This window comes from Pseudochelatococcus lubricantis (assembly GCF_042432495.1).
In the GTDB taxonomy this organism is placed as follows: domain Bacteria; phylum Pseudomonadota; class Alphaproteobacteria; order Rhizobiales; family Beijerinckiaceae; genus Pseudochelatococcus; species Pseudochelatococcus lubricantis.
The window spans coordinates 121,831-141,499 of sequence record NZ_JBHLXC010000001.1 but is presented as its reverse complement, the minus strand read 5'-3'; the positions used below and the strand labels follow the sequence as shown (position 1 = coordinate 141,499).

17 protein-coding genes are annotated in these 19,669 nt (G+C 64.1%); 7 read left to right on the top strand and 10 right to left on the bottom strand.

The window, feature by feature from the left end:
• The first annotated feature begins 98 nt into the window (after positions 1-98).
• The 4 genes from ACFFJ7_RS00585 (at position 99) to ACFFJ7_RS00570 (ending at position 3,156) form a co-directional block, all read left to right on the top strand.
• Positions 99-719, top strand: a complete 621-nt coding sequence (locus tag ACFFJ7_RS00585) for a PadR family transcriptional regulator (protein WP_377590224.1) — start codon at positions 99-101, stop codon at positions 717-719.
• Between the two features lie 296 nt (positions 720-1,015).
• On the top strand, positions 1,016-1,360 hold the full coding sequence (locus ACFFJ7_RS00580; RefSeq protein ID WP_166953670.1) for a RidA family protein: 345 nt from the start codon (positions 1,016-1,018) through the stop codon (positions 1,358-1,360).
• 53 nt (positions 1,361-1,413) lie between these two features.
• Positions 1,414-2,046 carry an RraA family protein gene (locus ACFFJ7_RS00575; protein WP_377590222.1) on the top strand — a complete coding sequence of 211 codons (633 nt, stop codon included), beginning with the start codon at positions 1,414-1,416 and terminating at the stop codon, positions 2,044-2,046.
• Positions 2,047-2,220: 174 nt separating this feature from the next.
• Positions 2,221-3,156 (top strand): LysR family transcriptional regulator, encoded by a 936-nt coding sequence (locus ACFFJ7_RS00570; RefSeq protein WP_166953668.1) that lies wholly within the window; start codon positions 2,221-2,223, stop codon positions 3,154-3,156.
• Between the two features lie 49 nt (positions 3,157-3,205).
• On the opposite strand, the gene lhpI is transcribed toward ACFFJ7_RS00570, so the two are convergent.
• The 8 genes from lhpI to ACFFJ7_RS00530 form a co-directional block, all read right to left on the bottom strand.
• Positions 3,206-4,138, bottom strand: coding sequence for a bifunctional Delta(1)-pyrroline-2-carboxylate/Delta(1)-piperideine-2-carboxylate reductase (gene lhpI, locus ACFFJ7_RS00565; protein WP_377590219.1), 933 nt, complete (start codon positions 4,136-4,138; stop codon positions 3,206-3,208).
• Positions 4,138-5,382: a Zn-dependent hydrolase gene (locus tag ACFFJ7_RS00560; protein WP_166953666.1), complete on the bottom strand. Its 1,245-nt coding sequence runs from the start codon at positions 5,380-5,382 to the stop codon at positions 4,138-4,140. Before ACFFJ7_RS00560 ends, lhpI begins: the two co-directional genes overlap by 1 nt.
• 175 nt (positions 5,383-5,557) lie before the next feature.
• The gene (locus ACFFJ7_RS00555) at positions 5,558-6,580 is read right to left on the bottom strand and encodes a histone deacetylase family protein (RefSeq protein ID WP_166953665.1); all 1,023 of its coding nucleotides are present in this window, start codon (positions 6,578-6,580) and stop codon (positions 5,558-5,560) included.
• Complete coding sequence (locus ACFFJ7_RS00550; protein ID WP_377590216.1) at positions 6,577-6,855, bottom strand: FAD-linked oxidase C-terminal domain-containing protein; 279 nt, start codon at positions 6,853-6,855, stop codon at positions 6,577-6,579. The genes ACFFJ7_RS00555 and ACFFJ7_RS00550 overlap by 4 nt, the downstream gene beginning before the upstream one ends.
• Positions 6,852-8,438, bottom strand: coding sequence for an ABC transporter ATP-binding protein (locus ACFFJ7_RS00545; RefSeq protein WP_166953662.1), 1,587 nt, complete (start codon positions 8,436-8,438; stop codon positions 6,852-6,854). The genes ACFFJ7_RS00550 and ACFFJ7_RS00545 overlap by 4 nt, the downstream gene beginning before the upstream one ends.
• 10 nt (positions 8,439-8,448) lie before the next feature.
• A complete protein-coding gene (locus tag ACFFJ7_RS00540) occupies positions 8,449-9,288 on the bottom strand; it encodes an ABC transporter permease (RefSeq protein ID WP_377590213.1) in 840 nt (279 codons plus the stop codon).
• Between the two features lie 11 nt (positions 9,289-9,299).
• Positions 9,300-10,274 (bottom strand): ABC transporter permease, encoded by a 975-nt coding sequence (locus ACFFJ7_RS00535; protein ID WP_166953658.1) that lies wholly within the window; start codon positions 10,272-10,274, stop codon positions 9,300-9,302.
• A 61-nt stretch (positions 10,275-10,335) separates the two neighbouring features.
• Positions 10,336-11,895 carry an ABC transporter substrate-binding protein gene (locus ACFFJ7_RS00530; RefSeq protein WP_166953656.1) on the bottom strand — a complete coding sequence of 520 codons (1,560 nt, stop codon included), beginning with the start codon at positions 11,893-11,895 and terminating at the stop codon, positions 10,336-10,338.
• 886 nt (positions 11,896-12,781) lie between these two features.
• Between ACFFJ7_RS00530 and ACFFJ7_RS00525 the strand changes: the two genes are divergently transcribed.
• Together ACFFJ7_RS00525 and ACFFJ7_RS00520 are read left to right on the top strand one after the other, a co-directional pair.
• On the top strand, positions 12,782-15,604 hold the full coding sequence (locus ACFFJ7_RS00525; protein ID WP_377590210.1) for a calcium-binding protein: 2,823 nt from the start codon (positions 12,782-12,784) through the stop codon (positions 15,602-15,604).
• Positions 15,605-15,973: 369 nt separating this feature from the next.
• Positions 15,974-16,672 (top strand): FadR/GntR family transcriptional regulator, encoded by a 699-nt coding sequence (locus tag ACFFJ7_RS00520; protein WP_377590208.1) that lies wholly within the window; start codon positions 15,974-15,976, stop codon positions 16,670-16,672.
• A 210-nt stretch (positions 16,673-16,882) separates the two neighbouring features.
• Here the strand turns inward: ACFFJ7_RS00520 and ACFFJ7_RS00515 are convergent, their stop codons facing one another.
• Positions 16,883-17,656, bottom strand: a complete 774-nt coding sequence (locus ACFFJ7_RS00515) for an SDR family NAD(P)-dependent oxidoreductase (RefSeq protein ID WP_377590706.1) — start codon at positions 17,654-17,656, stop codon at positions 16,883-16,885.
• A 268-nt stretch (positions 17,657-17,924) separates the two neighbouring features.
• Between ACFFJ7_RS00515 and ACFFJ7_RS00510 the strand changes: the two genes are divergently transcribed.
• The gene (locus ACFFJ7_RS00510) at positions 17,925-18,704 is read left to right on the top strand and encodes an inositol monophosphatase family protein (protein ID WP_377590206.1); all 780 of its coding nucleotides are present in this window, start codon (positions 17,925-17,927) and stop codon (positions 18,702-18,704) included.
• A gap of 19 nt (positions 18,705-18,723) precedes the next feature.
• Here the strand turns inward: ACFFJ7_RS00510 and ACFFJ7_RS00505 are convergent, their stop codons facing one another.
• Positions 18,724-19,611, bottom strand: coding sequence for a LysR family transcriptional regulator (locus tag ACFFJ7_RS00505; RefSeq protein WP_377590204.1), 888 nt, complete (start codon positions 19,609-19,611; stop codon positions 18,724-18,726).
• Between the last annotated feature and the right edge of the window lie 58 nt (positions 19,612-19,669).

The window sequence follows — 19,669 nt, the reverse complement described above, 5'->3', positions numbered from 1 at the left end:
ACTTACGATATATCGCAAGAACACTGGAGGCCACTATGGGTCATTTTCATCATTCCGAACAACGCCAACGCCCTTGCGGCGGCGGCGGCTTCGCATTCATGGGCCCGCACGGCGGCAGGGGCGGCTTCGGCCCGTTCGGCCGCGGCCCGCGCGGCGGGCGCGGTGACGATCCGTTCCGCGTCGGCCGCATGGTCGGCGACGGCGATCTCCGCCTGATCGTGCTGTCCCTGCTTGAGCAGCAGCCGCGCCACGGCTACGACGTCATCCGGGCGATCGAGGAGCTGACGAGCGGCGCCTACACGCCGAGCCCGGGCGTCGTCTACCCCACCCTGACCTTTCTCGACGAGGCGGGCCAGGCGGCAGCGACGACGGAGGGCAACAAGAAGGTCTATGCGATCACCGACGCCGGGCGAGCCCATCTCGAAGAGAACCGCGAGGCGGTCACCGCCCTCGTCGCTCATCTGAAACGGATCGGCGCGCGGATCGCCGAAGCCCGCGCCTGGTTCGGCGGCGAGCGGCCGGAAGGCCCCGGCATGCGCGGCGATCGCGACATTCCGGACGCCGTGCCCGAGCTGAATGCGGCACGCCGCGCGCTCAAGGCGGCGATCGCGGCAAGGATCGGCGCATCGGATGCAGAACAGAAGCGCATCGCCGATATCCTCAAGCGCGCTGCTGAGGAAATCGCCGGGCAAACGCCAGAGAACGACGTCGATCTCTGAAACCGCCCCGGGAGCTTATACCAACGGCCCCGGCCTTCGACGTCACACGTGCGGGATTTCCTTCTGGTTCCCGCACGTCCCGAAAAGGAAGCGGCGATGCGCGATAGCTCCAGCCCGCTACGGCGTAGCGCAAGATTTCCGCAGTCATGCATCGGGCATGGCCATCTCCGGAGACTGGCAGGTCCATAGCCCTGGCCTATCCTTCAAATCACACTATCCGTTTTCTTAATGCTGGCTGGAGCCGGAGGTTGGACCTAAACTGCCTTCTGCCAGAATCAACAACGATGAGCAGGACGATGACGATAAAGAGGCTGCACCCGGGCCCGCGCATGAGCGAGGCGGTGATTCACGGAGACACGGTCTGGCTGGCCGGCCAGGTCGGCGAGCCGGGCGACACGGTTGCCGAGCAGACCCGGCAGGCGCTTGCAAGCGTCGAGGCCCTGCTTGTCGAAGCCGGCAGCGATAAATCCCGCATTCTTCAGGTCATCGTCTGGCTGGCGGACATCGCCGATTTCGAGAGCATGAACGCCGTCTATGACGCCTGGATCGATCCGCAGAACCCGCCCGCCCGCGCATGCGGCGAGGCGCGGCTCGCGGCGCCCGGATACCGCGTCGAGTTCATTGTCACGGCTGCCCGCTGAAGCAGGGCCGTTATCCGGCTAACAGCAGCGAGACGTCCGCCATGATTCCGGACTTGTCGAATGTAGAGACTGCCACTCTCGGGCATTTTTTGCAGCACGGCTTCATGGCGCCGTCGATTCAGGCGCTGTTTCCAAGCCGGCGCATTTTCGGCCCCGCGCTGACCGTGCGCGTTCCCGGCGAGGACGATTCCGCGCTGATAGAGGCGCTGTCCATTGCCGCGCCCGGCGAGGTGATCGTCGTGGACCGCTGCGGCGACCTGCGTCATGCCTGCTTCGGCGCGGTGATGGCACAGGCGGCCCATGAACGCCGCGTTGCCGGCGTGGTCGTGGACGGCTTCGTCACCGACAGGGCCGCGCTGCTGGCGCTTGGCCTGCCGGTCTGGTGCCGCGGACGCTCCCCGATCACGACACGCAACCGGCGCCTGTCGGGCGAGGTCGGCGGCCTCATCACCTGCGGCGGCGTCAGGGTCGGCAAAGGCGACATCATCCTGGCCGACGAAAGCGGCGTCGTCGTGCTCGATCCCGCGCAAGCCGGACAACTGGCTGACACCGCGCTGCAGATGCAACGCGACGAGACCGATATTCTTCGCCGTCTCAAGGCGGGCGAGACGTTGAAACAGATCACCGCGCAGGCGCAGCCCCCGGACGGGCCGTGGCCGCAACGGCGGCGACGGAGTTTCCCATGAACGGAGCCCGTTTCGCGGGCACCTCGCCCCCTGCTCCCGCAGTACCGGCTGACAGGGGCTGCGGGCGTTGCCCATGGCGGGCTTTCCCGCACGTTTTGGGCTGCGAATAGGTATTGCTTATCGACGAAACGGATGCATCCTCTCCCCACTGCGGATATTTCGACAGGGGCCGATATGTCGTCACGGCCGGCGACGGCGGAGCTGAACTGGAATTTGTTGCGCATCTTCTGCGTGATCGCGGAGGAGAGCGGCATAACGCGCGCGGCCAAGCGGCTGCAGATGAGCCAGCCTTCAGTCAGCCTGGCGCTGCAGAAGCTTGAGGAGCAACTCGGTTGCCAGCTCGTGTTTCGCGGCAGCCGGCATTTCGCGCTGACCCTGCGCGGCGAGAGAATCTATCAGGAATGCGCCGAGATTCTGCGCGGCGTGGATCGCATCTCGCTATTGGCGGAGGACCGCAACGACGAGGAATTCGGCGAGTTGCGGCTGAGCATCATCAGCGGCCTGCACTCGCCGCTGTTCGACGAGGCACTGCGGCTCTATCATCATCGCTACCCCTCGATCGTCTGGCGCATCGACGTGCGGAACTCGCTGGAAACGGTGCGTCAGATCACCCAGGACAAGGCTGGAATCGGCATCTGCCTGCTGACCAAGCCGATGATCAACCTCGAATGCCGCCACCTGTTCCGCGAGGAATTCGGCGTCTTCTGCGGCGCCGAGCATCGGCTTTTCGGGCGCGAGCAGGTCGATACGCGAGAACTGGCGCAGGAGCCCTTCGTGACCTTCAGTTGCGCGAGCGAGGGGATGGGGCTTGAGCCGATGATCATGCTGCGGGACGGGCTGGGGCTGGGACGGCGCATCAGCGGCTCCAGCCACAACCTTCAGGAAATCAGGCGAATGATCATTGCCGGGCTCGGAATCGGCATCCTGCCCGTGGTTGCGGTCGCGGACGAGGTCGAGGCAGGCCACCTGTGGCCCCTGCGGCTTGCCGACCATTCGTTGGGTGCCGACGTGTTTCTGGTCTACAGCGGCCCGGACCAGCTGACAGTGCCGGAGCGGAACTTCGTCGTGCTGCTCGACGAGCTACTGAAGCTTTACCCCGACATGACGTAGCCGGCCGGACGCCGGAACGGAGAACGCGCCGGGACGGAAAGCGGACGTTCTACAGCCCAGCCACCTGCATGCCGGCCAGCAGATCCTCCTGTGAGAGGCCGACGGATTTGAAGAGCGTGCGTTCCGCGACGCTTTCGCGCCCGGTAACGCGGCCCTGCACAAGTTCGGTCAGGTCGCCCGCGATCCGCGATTCGTGAAACACCCCCGCGGCGATGGGTTGGGACAGGTCCCCCGACAGGACAGCGCCCGCGCGCCCGTCGACATAGACCCGCGCCTGAACGAGCGCGAGGTCGTCAGCCTCCCTCATGTCCGCCTTGAAGGCGCCGACCAGATCGAGATGGCTGCCTTCGGCCAGCCATTCGCCGCGGATGAAGGCCCGGGTAGAGGCCGTTACCGAGCTGACGACATCAGCCGCGCGGCAGCCGGCCTCGATATCGGCGCACAGCCTTGCCGGCAATCCCTGCTCCGCGAGCGAATCGGCGACGGCGGCGGCTTTTTCCGGGCTGCGGCCCCAGATCATGATGCGGCTGTAGTCGCGCACGGTCGCGTGGGCTTGCGCCACCGCCGCGGCGAGCTGGCCGGTGCCGATCACCAGAAGCGTGCGTGCATCTTTCCGCGCCAGATAGTCCGCCGCCAGCGCCGAGGCAGCCGCCGTCCGCCGCGCCGTCAGCGCATCGCCGTCCATGGCGGAAACGAAGCGGCCGTCCACTCCGTCGAACATCAGATAGCCTGCGTTGATGGTCGCCTTGCCCGCCGCCGCGTTGCCGGGGAAGAAAGTGACAACCTTGACCCCGATCGCACGACCGGCTTGCCATGCGGGCATGATCAGCAGCGAGACCTGCTGACCGCCGGGTTGCCCGATGGTGAGGACCTGACGTGCGGGCGCCTCGACGGAGGCGCCGGCGAAACCGTCGCGCAGGGTCTCGATCAGGCCCCGCCAGTCCAGACGCTCCTCGACAGCGTGATGATCGTACAACCGCATCAACGATCCGCCCTGTTCACGACGGCGTGCAACAGCATGTTCAGGCCGGCGCGGAAAGACTCCGGGTCGCAGTCTTCCTTGTTGTTATGGGTAATGCCGTTCTTGCAGGGCGTAAAGATCATCGCGGAGGGGCAGTGCATCGCCAGATGATAGGCGTCGTGCCCGGCCTGGGACTGGATGTCGCGCCAATTGCAGTTCTGGCGCACGGCCTCGCTGCGAATCAGGCCGATCAGTTCGGGATCGAAGATATCGCCGCCCCAGAACCATTCGTCCTCCACCTGGAGCGCGCAGCCGGCCTTCGCCGCGGCCTCGCTCGCCGCCCGGCGCATCTTCTCCGCCATGACGCGGGCGGTGGCCGGATCGGGATGGCGCACGTCAGCCACACATTCCGCGGTTTCGGACAGCGTTCCCGGCTTGTTGGGCCAGGCGGCAAGGCGCGATCCGGTGGCCTTGCCGTCAAGGATGGCGAATTCCCAGCCGATGTCGTCCACAGCCGTCAGAAACCGCGCCCCGGCAATCAGCGCGTTATGGCGCAAATCCATCGGCGTCGGCCCGGTGTGCGCCGTTTCGCCCGTGAAACGCACGCGCATGCCATAGCTGGGATAGCCGCCCGTCACCACGCCGACCTCGCGCCCCTCGGCATCGAGGATGGGCCCCTGTTCGATGTGCAGCTCGAAATAGGCGTCGATCTCGCCCGCCTTGCAGGGAATGTCGCCCTTGTAGCCGATCCGCTCCAGTTCGTCCCCGAAGCGCGCGCCGTCGTCGGCGATCAGGTCGTGGCACCACGCCGTTTCATAGCGGCCGACGAAACAGCCCGAGGCCACCATCGGCGGCGAAAATCGCGCTCCTTCCTCGTTCGTCCAGTCCACGATCGCGATGGGCCGGCGGGTCGTATGCCCGGCGTCGTTGAGCGTGCGGACCACCTCCAGCCCGGCCAGAACACCGGCGATTCCGTCAAAGCGGCCCCCGTTGATCTGGGTATCGAGATGGCTGCCGATCATGACCGGCGGCAAGGTGTCGTCCTGCCCGGCGCGGCGTCCGAAAATATTGCCCATCGTGTCGATCTCGACGCCGAGGCCCGCCTCGCGGCACCAGGCGACGAACTGGTTGCGCACGTCGCGGTCGGCATCTCCCAGCGTCAGCCGCGACAAACCGCCCGGCCGGCCGACGCCGATCTGCGCCGAGCGCTCGATCGTGCTCCAAAACCGCATCAGGTCGACACGGGTCTCTGCCGAAATTGTCATGAACGCCTCTTGATATCGGGGCCGGAATGGATCGAATTGAACCGACAACGACCCTTGAAGATAAACAGGTTCCTGCTATGCATTTGATAATAAATAATTATTACCATATACACGGCAGGCGCCGCATATCGGCGGCCCGCCGGGGCCGCAGCGGTTCCCGCGACGGCGCGCGGGATCAGGCGCCTTGCAGGCCGCCCAGATAGCTCGCCAGATTGTCCCCGAGCGCGGGCTGCATGTAGCCGCCCTCCTGCACGTTCAGGACCGGGAGGCCGAGGCCCGCGATCCGCCGCGCGATGCGCGAGAAACCCGCGGCGGTGACCTTCAGCCCCTGGAACGGATCGTCCTCATGCGCGTCCAGGCCGAGCGCCACGACCACGGCCGACGCACCGAAAGCCGCGATCTGGCCGAGCGCCCGGTCCAGCGCCGCCAGATACGCCTCGTCCCCCGCCCCGCGCGCCAGCGGCAGGTTGAGGTTGTAGCCGACGCCGCGCCCCGCGCCGCATTCCTGCGCGCCGCCCGAATAGAAGGGATAGAACTCGGCGGGATCGGCGTGCAGCGAGATCGTCAGCACATCGTCACGATCGTAGAAGATGCCCTGCGTGCCGTTGCCGTGGTGCACGTCGATGTCAAGAATGGCCGGCCGGTGGCCTTTCGAACGCAGGTATTCCGCCGCTATTCCCGAGTTGTTGAGAAAGCAGAACCCGCCGGAGACCTCGCGATAGGCGTGGTGGCCCGAGGGGCGTGACAGGGCGTAGGCTGCCCGCTCCCCGGCGAGGACCAGATCGGCGCCGGTGAGCGCGGTCTGGGCCGACCAGTAGATCGCGTCCCAGCTCGCGGCCGATATGGGGCACGAGGTGTCCGCATTGTGATAGCCGATCTGCGCCTCTGTCTCGTAGGAGTAATGCACATTCCGATCGGGCGCGATGCGGCCGGGCACGACTTCGGCCAGTCCCGCGGCCAGGGCCGAGCGGCGCGCGTGAATGTTCCGCAGATAGTCCAGATAACGCGGCGTATGCAGGGCCGCCAGCGGTGCCATGCCGTGATCGGCAGCTTCCGTCAGCACGAGGCCGGCTTTCCCGACCCCCTTCAACAGTTCGCCCACACGCTCGGGACGATCCGGGTTCACGATAACCTTGCCGTCCTGCAGTCTGAACTGAGGATCGTGCTGCCGCTGGCGTTCATCAAAAACGGCCTTCATTCCCCTGCCTCCGTCGGGATTGCGGACAACGTCTTGCCCGGATTGAGGATGCCTTTCGGGTCCGACGCGGCCTTGATGGCGCGCATCACATCGAGCGCCGCCGGATCCTTGTGGCGCGCCACGGGCGCCAGCCTGGACAGGCCCACGCCGTGCTCTGCCAAAAAGGTTCCGTTCATTTGCTGCGCCGGCGCAGCGATTCCGGCGCGCGGGCGCGGCGCAATATCCGTGTCCAGAACGGGATACGGCTCCGCGAGCCGTTCGGTGAGATCGGTCATGCAAGCCCCTCCAGCTCCAGCCCGGGTGCGGCCTCCAGCAGGTTGCGGGTATATTCCGCGCGTGGAGAGAGAAAGACCTGCTCGACCCGTCCGATCTCGACGATCCTGCCCTTTTGCATCACGACGATACGGTCGCAAATCTTGCCCGCGACGCGCAGATCGTGGGTGATGAAGATCATGGTCAGCCCCAGCCTCTGCTTGAGATCCTCAAGCAGATCAAGAACCTGGGCCTGCACCGACACGTCCAGCGCCGACACGGCCTCGTCGGCAACGACGACCTCGGGTTCGAGCGCCAGCGCACGGGCAATGCCGATGCGCTGCCTCTGCCCGCCGGAGAACTCGTGGGGGAAGCGGTCCATCGCGCTTTCCCTGAGCCCCACCAGCTTCAGCAGTTCGCGCGCGCGGGCCTGGGCGGCCTCACGCTTCACACCGTGGGCCATCTGGCCTTCCGTCAGGATGCGGCCGATGCGCGCGCGGGGGTTCAGCGAGGCGTAGGGATCCTGAAAGATCATCTGGATGCGTTTGCGGTGCGCCTTCAGCGCCGCGCCGCGCAGGTGCGAGATGTCCTTCCCGTCCATTTCGATGGTGCCGCTGTCGGGCTGCATCAACTGCACGATGGCGCGACCGAGCGTCGATTTACCCGAGCCGGATTCGCCAACGATGCCCAGAGTCTCGCCGCGCATCACGTCGATGGACACGTCGTCGCTGGCCTTGACCACGCGCTCCCCGATATGAAACGCCTTGACAAGATTGCGCACGCGCAGCAGCGGCACCTCCCGCGTGCCAGAGGGGTGAAACTCGACCTTCGGAATCGCGTCGATCAGGCGCCGCGTATACGGATGATCGGGGTTGACCAGCACCTTAGAAGCCGGCCCCTGCTCCACCAGCTCGCCCAGTTCGATCACCGCCACATCGTCGGCGATTTCGGCGACCACACCGAAGTCGTGCGTCACGAACATCACGGCCATCCCGTGCCGTACCTGCAGTTCCTTGATCAGCTTCAGGATCTGCGCCTGCGTCGTCACGTCCAGCGCCGTGGTGGGTTCGTCCGCGATCAGAACCTTCGGCTCCAGCGCCAGGGCCATCGCGATCACCACGCGCTGACGCTGCCCGCCGGAGAGCTGGAAAGGATAGGCGTGCTGCGCGCGCTCAGGATCGGGAATGCCGACCTCCCGCAGCAGTTGAAGAGCACGCTCCCCGCGCGCGGAAGGCGTGAGCTGGCCATGCGCCTCGAACACCTCGGCGATCTGGGCGCCGATCCGCATCAGCGGATTGAGCGCCGTCATCGGCTCCTGAAAGATCATGGCGATGCCGGCGCCGCGAAGCGCCTGAAACTGCGCCTCGGTCAGGCCGGTGATGTCGCGGCCCTGAAACAGGATGCGGCCTGCGCCCACGGTCACGCCACGGGGCAGAAGCCCCATGACGGCATTGGCCGACATTGACTTGCCCGAGCCGGATTCGCCGACGATGCACAAAGTGCGGCCGGGATAGAGCGCGAGCGATACATCGCGGATGGCGTGGGGCCGGTCCGCGCCTTCGGGCAGGTCGATCGTCAGACGTTCGATGCTGAGAGTCGGTTCCATCCTGATCTCCTCACGACCGGCGGCGCGACAGGCGCGGATTCAGGGCGTCGTTCAGGCTCTCGCCAATGAGGTTCAGCGCCAGCACGGTGATGACGATGGCCACACCCGGGAAGACGGAAAGCCACCAGGCATTGCGGATCACGGTGCGCGCGGCGCCGATCATGTATCCCCAGGACATCATGTTCGGATCGCCCAGGCCCAGAAACGACAGCGAGCTTTCCAGCAGGATCGCGCTCGCCACCATCAGCGAGGCCATCACGATGATGGGCGAGACCGCATTCGGCAGCACCTGCCCCAGGATGATCGAGCGGGCGGACAGCCCCTGAAGGATAGCGGCCTCGACGTATTCGCGCCGGCGCAGCGACATCACCTCGCCCCGCACCAGACGCGCCACCGGCGGCCAGGACACGACGGCGATGGCCAGCGTGATCGACACGACCGAAGGCTGGAAGATTGCCACGATCACGATGGCCAGCGCAAAGCTCGGCACGGTCTGGAAGAACTCCGTGATGCGCATCAGCACATCGTCGACCCAGCCACCGAAATAGCCGGCCAGCGCGCCGACGGGGATGCCGATCAACAGCGCCGCGAAAGTGGAGACCAGGCCGACCAGCAGCGAAACCCGCGCGCCGTGCGCCAGCCCGGCAGCGACATTCCGCCCCACGGTATCGGTGCCGAGCAGGAGCGCGCTGCTCTCGAAGGGCGGCAGGAAGGGCCGCTGCACCATCTTCCACGGGCTCCCCGGGAACAGCAATGGCGCGGCGATGGCGAGCGCCACCACCAGAACGAGCAGCAAGGCACCCACGACCCCGCCACGGTTGCTCGAATACCGGCGCCAGAAATCTTTCATAGCAGCCTCCATTACTGAGCGCGGATACGGGGATCGACGATCCCGTAGATGACGTCGGTGATCACGTTGAACAGGATCACCATCGCGGCCGAGACGAAGAACACGCCCAGAAGCACGTTGTAGTCACGTTGCGTCAGGGCCTCGAACATCAGCCGCCCGATGCCGGGCCAGGCGAAGACTGTCTCCGTCAGCACCGCGCCGCCGACAAGCTGCCCCGCCTGAAGGCCGGCGAGGGTCACGATCGGCAGCAGCGCGTTGCGCAGGATGTGGCGGCGCTGGATGACCGACGGCGACAACCCCTTGGCGCGCGCCGTCTTGACGAAATCCATCTGTGAGACTTCCAGCATCGAGGCGCGCGTCATCCGCGAATAGACCGCCGTGAAGAACAGCCCGAGCGAGATCGCCGGCAACGCCAGATGCCGCGCTATATCCAGCACCTTCGCCATGCCCGTGTAGTCCGCGCCCACTGTCTGGAAGCCGAACGGCGGCAGCCAGCCGAGCGCCACCGAAAACAGCAGCACGCCCATCAGAGCGGCCCAGAAGAGCGGCGTGGCGTAGAAAAGCAGCGCCAGCGTCGAGATGAGCGTGTCGAACCACGTGCCGGCACGGGAGGCGGCGACCACGCCCGCCAGAACGCCGACGATGATCGATATGACGAATGCGGTGCCCGTCAGCAGCAGCGTCGCCGGCAGCCGGTCGAGGATCAGGTCGAGCACCGGCATCTGCTGGCGATAGGAAAAGCCCAGATCGAGCCGCGCGACATCGGCCACATAAGTCCATAGCTGTATATAAAGCGGCTGATCCAGGCCGAACTTCTCGCGCAGTTGCTGCAGAAAAAGCGCATCCGTGGCGCCCGCCTCACCCGCCATGACAGTGGCCGGATCGCCGGGCGCGGCATGGATCAGCAGAAAATTCAGGACAAGAATGGCCAGCAGCACGATGGCAGCCTTGGCCGCTCGCCCGGCGATGCGGGTGATGATCTTCATCTTGGAAAACCTCGGACCGGAAACGGGATGCCCCGGCAGCCCTGCCGCCGGGGCCATCGGGTCACTTCTCGATGTAGGCGTTCTTGAAGCCGTCGTTCAGGCCGATGCCGGTGGTGACCAGGTCCTTGACGTTGCAGCGGGTGATCGTGGGAAAGCTCATGTCCAGAAGCCAGGCGACGGGCACGTCCTCGACGAGCTTCTTCTGGACCTCGGTGTAGGCCGCGCTGCGCTGCCCCTGATCGATGGTGCCCGCGCCCTTCCCGAAGAGAGCGTCAACCTCTGGATTGGCGTAGCCCTCGACGTTGTTCCAGGGCGACCCCTTGGCGATGTTGTCGGAGACATAGGTACGCGACACGCCGAGCGCCGGGTCGCCATACTGGTAGAGATAGGTGGTCGCCAGATCGAAGTCCCAGTCCGACAGCCGTTTGTTCCAGCCGGCCACATCCGTCGCCACGAGTTCGACGTTCACGCCGACGTCGGCGAGGTTCTGCCGGATGACCTCGGCCACGCGCTGCCAGGTCTCGCCATAGGGCATGGGAACGAAGTTCAGGACTTCGCCCTTGTAGCCGGACGCCGCGACCAGCTCCCGCGCCTTTTTCGGATCGTAGGAATAAGGCGCTATGGAGCCGTCGTAATACTTCGTCGACTGCGCGAACGGCCCGGTAGAGACCTTGCCGATGCCGTTCCACAGGGCGTCGCGGATGAAGTCGCGGTCAATCGCATACATCAGCGCCTGCCGGAATTCCTTGCTGGCGGTCGGCCCCCGGCGATTGTTCAGCCACACCCACGACTGCGGGCCGAAGAACTCCCAGCCGGCTTCGGTGATGCAGGTGTTGTCCAGCGCCGACACGCGCGGCACATCGAAGTTCTCGATTGCGCCACCGGGAAGGATATCGACCTTGCCGGTCTCGAAGGCCACGGCGCGCGAGGCCGCATCCGGAATCACGTGCCAATATACTTCATCCAGATAAGGCTTTCCCTTATCCCAGTACTCGTCATTCCTGACCAGCTTGATGTAGGAACCCTTGACCCATTCGGCGAACTTGAAGGGGCCGGTGCCGATCGGCCTGTTATTTGCGGGATTCGCGTTGAAATCGGTGCCTTCGTAGATGTGCTTCGGCACGATCGGCATCGAGCCGACCTCGAAGGCATTGAGGAAGGGGCCGAAGGCGCTCTTCAGTTTGAAGACCACGGTGTTGTCGTCCGGTGCCGTGATAGCCTCGACATGAGCCAGCACGGCGCGGAAGCGGGGGTGCCGCTCGCGCAGGAAGACGTCCGCCGAGAACACCACGTCCGCCGCGGTGAAGGGCTTGCCATCATGCCATTTCACGCCCTCCTGCAGGGAGAAGGTGTAGGTCAGGCCATCCTCTGAAACAGTCCAGCTACGGGCCAGCGACGGCATCGCGTTCAATTTCGTATCGTAGCGCAGCAGGCCTTCATAGATATTCCCCGCAACCATCTGGGTGGGGGTGTTCTGGAACAGCCCCAGCATCAGGCTGGGCGGCTCAGGCTGGATCACGACATTGGCGCGCCCGCCGCGGACCGGGTCGGCCACGGCTCCTCCGACAACGCCTCCGAGTGCAACGAGACTGACGAGTACAGAGGCAAGAATGCGTTTCATCCGAGACTTCCCCTTTGTTTCAGACGTTTATTGCGTCTTCGATCATTAGCAGGCCATCCGCATCGTGAGACGGGCCGCGTTTATGTCAAAAGTATCCGCGAGCACTCGCCACGCCACAAATAGTCCAGGCTTATTGCTGCAATAGCGACGTAATATCTGCGCAAGACACAGGCATCCGGGTATCCGATACACGGCAGATGCATAATATTTGGATATCTTTTGCCTGATGGCCACGCTCTCGAACAGGCTAAGATTCATATATCGTGATACCGTGTCTGCGTATCCTGATTGGCTATGCTTTTTATGGTTGAGTGGGGAAGAGTTTCAATTTCTGTATCGTCGTAACCTGGAACACTGCTTTCCCCGGAAGCGTGAGCTTATACCAACACTCCCGGTCTTCGACTGCTCGCGTGTGGGCTTTGCTCAAGCGCCCCACGGGCTTGACTGCCTGAAGGTGTCCGCTGCCGCAAGCGCGAGGCGGCCGTGGCGCCGGGATATGAGTTTGCCATAAAGCCCCCTGACAAAACCTCGCCAAGTCGGCTGACCGGTGATTTCCGCGCCCGCTGCGTCGCCGGTCCTCGCCGATACGACCGGCATCGACCGCATTCGGCGCCAAGGGAAACCAGGTTGGCAGGATGAAAAAAACGCTCGGCCGTCCTCAGCAATAGATACGTTTGGCAAATAATAATATCATATTAGGAATTGTCATCTCCGCGTCACCTCCGGGTGGCAAATGAAACGCCGACGACTGGAGAGCGCGCCGATAGCCGTCATTCCCGGGACAATTCGCCTGCGGCCCTTCCCCGCGGGCAGGTTTTTCAACGCCGCTCTTTCGGGAGCGGGGGCTGATGCAAGCTTCTGATCGCCTTGCGTTAAGGAACGACAAATGACCACTTCCGTGACAGAAAACGCTGCTACCTCTTCCGCGTGGAGCCTCGATGGCTTCACCGACATGAACTACGTCGACGATCTTGCCGGGCTTCGTTTCACCCAGGGCCTGGTCTGGAACGGCGATGCCAATGAATGGATTGCCACCTGGCAGCACGGCATGGCGCGCCTGACGGAGAACCTCGAATTCCTGCAGACCACCGGCTCGCTCAATCCGGTAACCGAGGAGATCTCCACCGGCATTCCGCGGGAACTCTATGACATGGGCCTCGATCATATCGGGGACATCGACTATTATAACGGACATATTTACGTAGCCTTGGACAGCGCGGCCGGAGGCTACCAGAACGGTTACGTCGCCGTCTTCAACGCCTCCGACCTCAGCTATACCGGCCAGCTTCACGCGCTCTACGGTGCGCCGACCAACCTGCGCAACGACGTCGCGACGTTCGTCGCCGTCGATGGCGAAAACGGCGTCGGCTACGGCAAGGAATGGCGGAACGGCAACACCATCAACATCTACAATCTCAGCGACTGGAGCTTCGTCGGTACGCTTGAGATGGACCAGAGCCTCAAGAACGTCCAGGGCGCCAAGGTCCATGACGGCAAGCTCTACATGGCCGCGGACAACAACACCCGTTCGGTCTATAGCGTCGATCTGGCAACCGGCCACGTCGAGGAACTGTTCCAGCTTCCCGTTCCCGAGGACGCCGATTACGAGGTCGAAGGGATCGAGATCGTGCAGCGGGCCGACGGCAGCCTGCATATTGTGGTGGAAATGATCGTCGAGCCGGATGGCGACGAGAACGTCTACACCTATACGCGCCTGTTCGACTACACGCTCGACCGTGACCCGTCCCTTCCGGAAGTCGCGCCGTATCACACCTGGACCGTCAACACGAACGGCGAGAGCGACAACAATTACGACTTCACGATTTCACTGCGCGAAGCAATCACCAATGCCAATCCCGGCGACGTGATCACCTTCGACGCTTTCCTGGCCGGCAAGGTCATTACCCTTGACGAGGCTGAGCTGGCGATCGCCAAGAACCTCACGATCAACGGCGACATCGACGGTGACGGCAAGGCCGACATCACGATCCAGGGCAGCGGCGACTCGCCCGTGATCCATGTGACCGCCGGCAGCGTGGTTCTCGAAGGCCTCGTCATTCTGGGGGCAAACGGTGACGATGCGCGCATCGTCGCCGAAGAAGGCGCAAGCGTGACGCTCGTCAACAGCACGACGAGCACCGATGCCACGACGGGCGACGACGAGCTGACGGGCACCGTCGGTATCGATGCCCTCCATGGCGGCGACGGCGACGACACCATTCTGGGGCTTGCCGGCGACGACATCCTTGACGGCGGCGAAGGCGATGACAGCCTCGACGGCGGCGAAGGCAACGATACCCTGAAGGGCGGCGCGGGCGACGACGTACTTCTCGGCGGCGACGGCGATGACGTGCTCGCCGGCGGCGAAGGCGACGACCTGCTCGATGGCGGCGAAGACATCGACACGGCCGACTACTCGGCCGACACGGCGGGCGTGACGGTTGACCTCACAGCCGGCGAAGCCCACGGCGACGACACCGGCGAGGACGAACTCGTCGCTATCGAGAACGTCATCGGCGGTGCGGGCAACGATACCCTGATCGGCAACGACGAAGCCAACCGGCTTGTCGGCGGCGCGGGCGACGACCTCCTCAACGGCGGCGCGGGCGACGACGTGCTTCTCGGCGGCACCGGCGATGATGTGCTCGTCGGCGGCGACGGCGACGACAGCCTCGATGGCGGTGACGGCGACGACCAGCTTGCCGCCGGCATCGGCAGCGACACGCTCCTCGGCGGGGCTGGCGATGACCAGCTCGACGGTGGCGAGGGTGACGACAGCCTCGACGGCGGCGAAGGCGACGATCAGCTTCTCGGCGGCGCGGGCAACGACGTGCTCGCCGGCGGGGCGGGTGACGATCAGCTCGACGGCGGCGCCGGCGACGACCGCCTCGACGGCGGGGCGGGTAACGACCAGCTGAACGGCGGTGCCGGCGACGACATCATCCTGGCCGGTGCCGGCGATGACCTCATCAATGGCGGTGAGGGCTTCGACACGCTCGACCTCTCCGAGGCGACGGGTCCGGTCTCGGTCGACTTCGCCGCTGGCCGCGTCTCGGGCGAGGGCATCGGCACCGACATCTTCACCGGCATCGAGAATCTGCTCTTCGGGGCCGGTGACGACGTCATCAACGGCGGCAACGGTGACGACTCCTTCGACGGCGGCGCGGGCAACGACACGCTGAAGGGCGGAGCCGGCAACGACACGCTCAAGGGCGGCGAAGGCAACGATACCATCGACGGCGGTTCGGGTGACGACCTTATCGACGGCGGCCTCGGCGATGACACGATCAAGGCGGGCTCCGGCGATGACGTGATCGACGGCGGCGAAGGCAACGACGTGATCGACGCCGGCTCCGGCGCCGATGTCATCCGCGCCGGCGCGGGCAACGACGTGGTCGACGGCGGTTCGGGCGCGGACCGGATCGAGGGCGGCGCTGGCGACGACAAGCTCACGGGCGGCTCGGGCCATGACGTCTTCGCTTTTGCGGCCGGCTTCGGCAAGGACACGGTGACGGACTTCAAGACGACGGGCGCGAGTTCCGACGTCCTTGAGTTCTCGACCGACGTGTTCGCGGATTACGCCACGGCGATTGCGGCAGCCCGGCAGGTGGGCACCGACACGGTGTTCACCCTCGACGCCGACAACACCGTGACGCTCACGGGCGTCCAGCTCGCGAGCCTGCAGAGCGACGATTTCCTCTTCGTCTGACGATCCGCATGGATGTCATCAACCGGAAGGGCGCCTCACGGCGCCCTTCTGAATATGATCTTCCAGCCCACCATCTGCACGTTGTCATGAGGGGGGCCGGAAGCTCGACGAGCGCGGGCTGTTCGAACGCGAACGACGCATCGCCCAGGCCACCGGGAGGAGATCTACGCCATCGGCATATCATTCAATCACGTCACGGAAGCGAGGTGCGAAGCGGCTCAAGAGGCCCATGTCGCTTGTCGTCGTGAAAAACTATCTTCCGTTTGTCAGGGTGCTAAATTACATTATGATAGATATCATATTATTTAATAGGCGATCGGACCCAAGCGCATGCCCTTACAGTCTGCAAGAGCAACCTACCTGCCAGGAATGAGCCTGCACGCATCGCTCCTCAATCAACTCGGACAGCGTATTCTGCGTGGTGAACTGCAGCCCGGTGCGCCGTTGCCGAATGTGGAGGACTGGAGCGCGGCCCACAACGTCAGCCGCACCGTCATGCGCGAGGTCATCAGGGTGCTGGCCGGAAAGGGCATGGTCGAGTCCCGCCCCCGAACGGGCACACGTGTTCGCCCCCGCAGCGAGTGGAACTTCCTTGATCCCGACATTCTCGCCTGGCGTTATGGCTCGACGGTCGATATCGCCGATGCGCGCGCGCTTTTCGAACTGCGGCGCGCGATCGAGCCGGCGGCGGGGGAATTGGCCGCCCAGCGGGCGAGCGCAGCCCAGATCGCTGAACTGAAAGAACATTTTGCTCTCATGGAGCAATATGCCGATGACGGGGAACGCTTCGCGGAACCGGATCTGGCGTTCCATCAGCTCATCCTGCGAATGACCGGCAACGAACTCATCGGCTCTCTCGGCACTCTCACCAAGGCGGCTGTTATCATCAGTTTTCATCTGTCTAACGCCAATCCCTACGGGCAACGCCCATCACTGCCGCTTCATCGCCGCGTGATCGATTGCATCGAGGCGCGCGACTCCAAGGGAGTGCGGGAAGCACTTCTCGAACTGCTGGACAACGCGGAGGCTGACGTGGAGCGGGGGCTGGGAGCGCGAAGCGGGGTCTAGAAGCGGAGTCTAGAATCTGTCCTGTTTACGTTGAAACAGGACAGATTTTCGATTCCCTATTTTGAGCGAATTCTGATCGATCAGATGCTTCCATCTGATCGGAAAGCGCTCCGGAGGCTGTTAGTGACCATGGATAGGGTCCCCCGCCAATCTGGCTTGAGATGCGCTTCACAGCCGCCGTCGACGAAGGCGGCGACGGGCGGGCAGCCGTCAGACCCAGCCGCCGTCAACGATGAATTGCTGGCTTGTGCACATACGGCTGTCGTCGGCCGCCAGGAAAAGCGCCATGCGGGCAATATCCGACGGCTGCAACCGCGTCGTCAGGCATTGCCGTTCCGCGATCTGGCGCTCGCCGGCTTCGTTCACCCATAACCGCATTTGCCGTTCGGTCATGACCCAGCCGGGCACCAGACAGTTTACACGGATGTTCGCGGGGCCGAACTCGCGGGCCAGCGCACGGGTCATGCCATAAATCGCGGCCTTGGCAGTGACATACGCAGGACAATCGGGGTCGCCGACGATCCAGGTAATGGAGCCGAAGTTGATGATCGAGCCCCCACCCGCCAGCCGCATCCCGGGCACAACGGCTTGAGCGGCGAAAAACTGATGACGGACGTTCACAGCCATGCGGTCGTCCCAATAGGCAACGTCTACCGTTTCCGTTGCGTGCCGGTCGTCATTGCCCGCGTTGTTGCAGAGCACCCGGATGGCGCCATGCGCGGCGCTGGCTTCGCCGATGGCCGCCCTCAATGCGTCGATATCGCGCAAATCGCAGTGAATGAAGAGCGGTCGCGAGCAGCCGGTATCCACGGCATGCTCGACAACGGCCCGTGAGGCATCCTCCGCGATGTCGACGAAGGCGACCCGCGCGCCCTGGGCCGAAAAGTGCATGACGAGGCTTTCGCCGATACCGCTTCCGCCTCCCGTGATGAAAACACTTTTTTCCTTGAGGCTTGGGTAGGTCGCAAAAGATTCCCGTGTCATTTCCTGATCCGCATTCGTTGAATTAACGCTGGAACGGTTCCGTCGTCGCCGCCGGCAGGCCACCGCTGCATGCTTGTCCAAAGCCGCTTCAGACGACGATAAACGGCAAGTTTGACGCTTTTTCCAACATGTTGGCAGAATTGCCCATATGGTATGAATAATAATATGATTGTCATTTGGTTGTTAGATTACGCTGCTTACTGGCGCCAGCTTTTGTCGGGTGCGCTTGTCGCGCGGCCCTCCTGCACCTGGGCGAACGGAGACGAAAATGCTGGAGAGAATTGTAGCCATCGCGGAGGAAGCAGGCAGGCTCGCCCTCGATCATTTCGAGAAGCGAGGCAGCCTGCCGGTCACCTCGAAGGCTCATCTCAACCTCGTTACCGGGGCAGACAGGGCCGTGGAAAGCCTGATCGCCAGCCGGCTGCGCGCGGCCTTTCCCGATGACGGTCTCTTCGGCGAGGAAAGCGGCGGCCAGACAGGCGGAAGCAGCCGCATCTGGGTGGTCGATCCGATCGATGGCACGTTCAATTTCGTGCGCGGCGGAGATCAGTGGGCCGTTTCCATCGGCCTTTTTGAAAACGGCTGCCCCGTGCTCGGGGTTATCCATGCCCCGGTTCGCGGCACGACGCTCGCCGGAGGGAAAGGGAGCGCCCCGACACTGAATGGCGCACTCCTGGCACCATTGACGCCTTTTGCGCCTGATCGCGGCTCAATCGGCGTGGGCCTCGACAGCGGCGCGCCGGTCGATGAGCAGATCGAGGTCCTGCGCTTTCTGATGCGCGACGCGCGGCTGATGATTCGCTCCTGCAACTCCGCCACCATGGCGATGATGGAAGTCGCGACCGGAGAGGCCGACGTTTACCTCGCGATGGGCGATTCAAGCTGGGACGTGATGGCCGCCTGGCCGATCCTGATCGCCCTCGGCGCCCGCGCGACGTTCGGGTGGGATAATGTGCCGCTGACGGCCGGGCTGAAATTCGCCATCGGCAAACCGGAAGCCGTTGACCTCCTCGCGGCGCTTGGCCTGGGGAAACCGACGATGGACTGACCGACATCGCGGCGCCCGATCATTCCGGCCCGCCGCGCGCCTCTCGTACCAGTCTGAGCCACATTTTTGCTGCGTCCGAAAGATAGGTACCCCGTCGCCAGGCGATCGCCATGTTCCATTCCATGTCGGGCGCTTCGAGCAAGACATGACGCACCGCCACGTTCCACCTCGCGGAGGCGACAAGGCGGGGCAGCACAGCAACCCCCAGCCCGGCAGCGACCAGTTCGATCATGAACTCGATCTGGCTGCTGCGCGTCACGACGTTCGGCTCGAACCCCGAATTTCTGCAGGCTTCAACGATGGTTTGCTGCAGGTCGGCGCCGCTGTCGAAAAGGATGAATGGCGCATCCCTGAGATCAGCAAGCGAGATCGCCGGCCTGGCGGCAAGACGATGGTTTGCAGGCAATACCGCCATCAGGGGCTCGCTGCGGACAGACTCCCAGTCCAGATCTTCCGAAGCCGATAACGGCAGACAGGCGAAGTCCATGCGGCCCTCTCGCAGAATTTCTTCGAGATGATCGCTGTCATGCTCGATGAGCCGTATCTCGATTTTCGGACAACGCTGACGATAGACGGCCAGAAGCGGCGCCAACAGCGCGCCGCTGCCCAGCGGTGACAGGCCAAGCCTCAGGACGCCACGCTTGAGGCCACGGATTTCATCGAGTTCGGCAAGGAGATCGTCGCGGTCGGCGAGCAGCTTCGCACCACGGCGATAGACCGCCTCCCCGGCTATGGTGAGTTCGCTGCGGTGCCCGATCCGGTCGAGCAGCGGCGTGCCAATCTCGTTCTCAAGCTGTCTCACAGCCTTGCTGACGGCTGACTGGGTGGCGAGCACGGTCCTGGCGGCGTGAGAAAACCCGCCCTGACGGATGACCTCGACGAAAGCGCGTAACTGTCGGAATTCCATCTTCAGCCTGTGTCTGAATGTGTGTCTGGGGATCGATGATTTTTCGCCGGGCGTATCG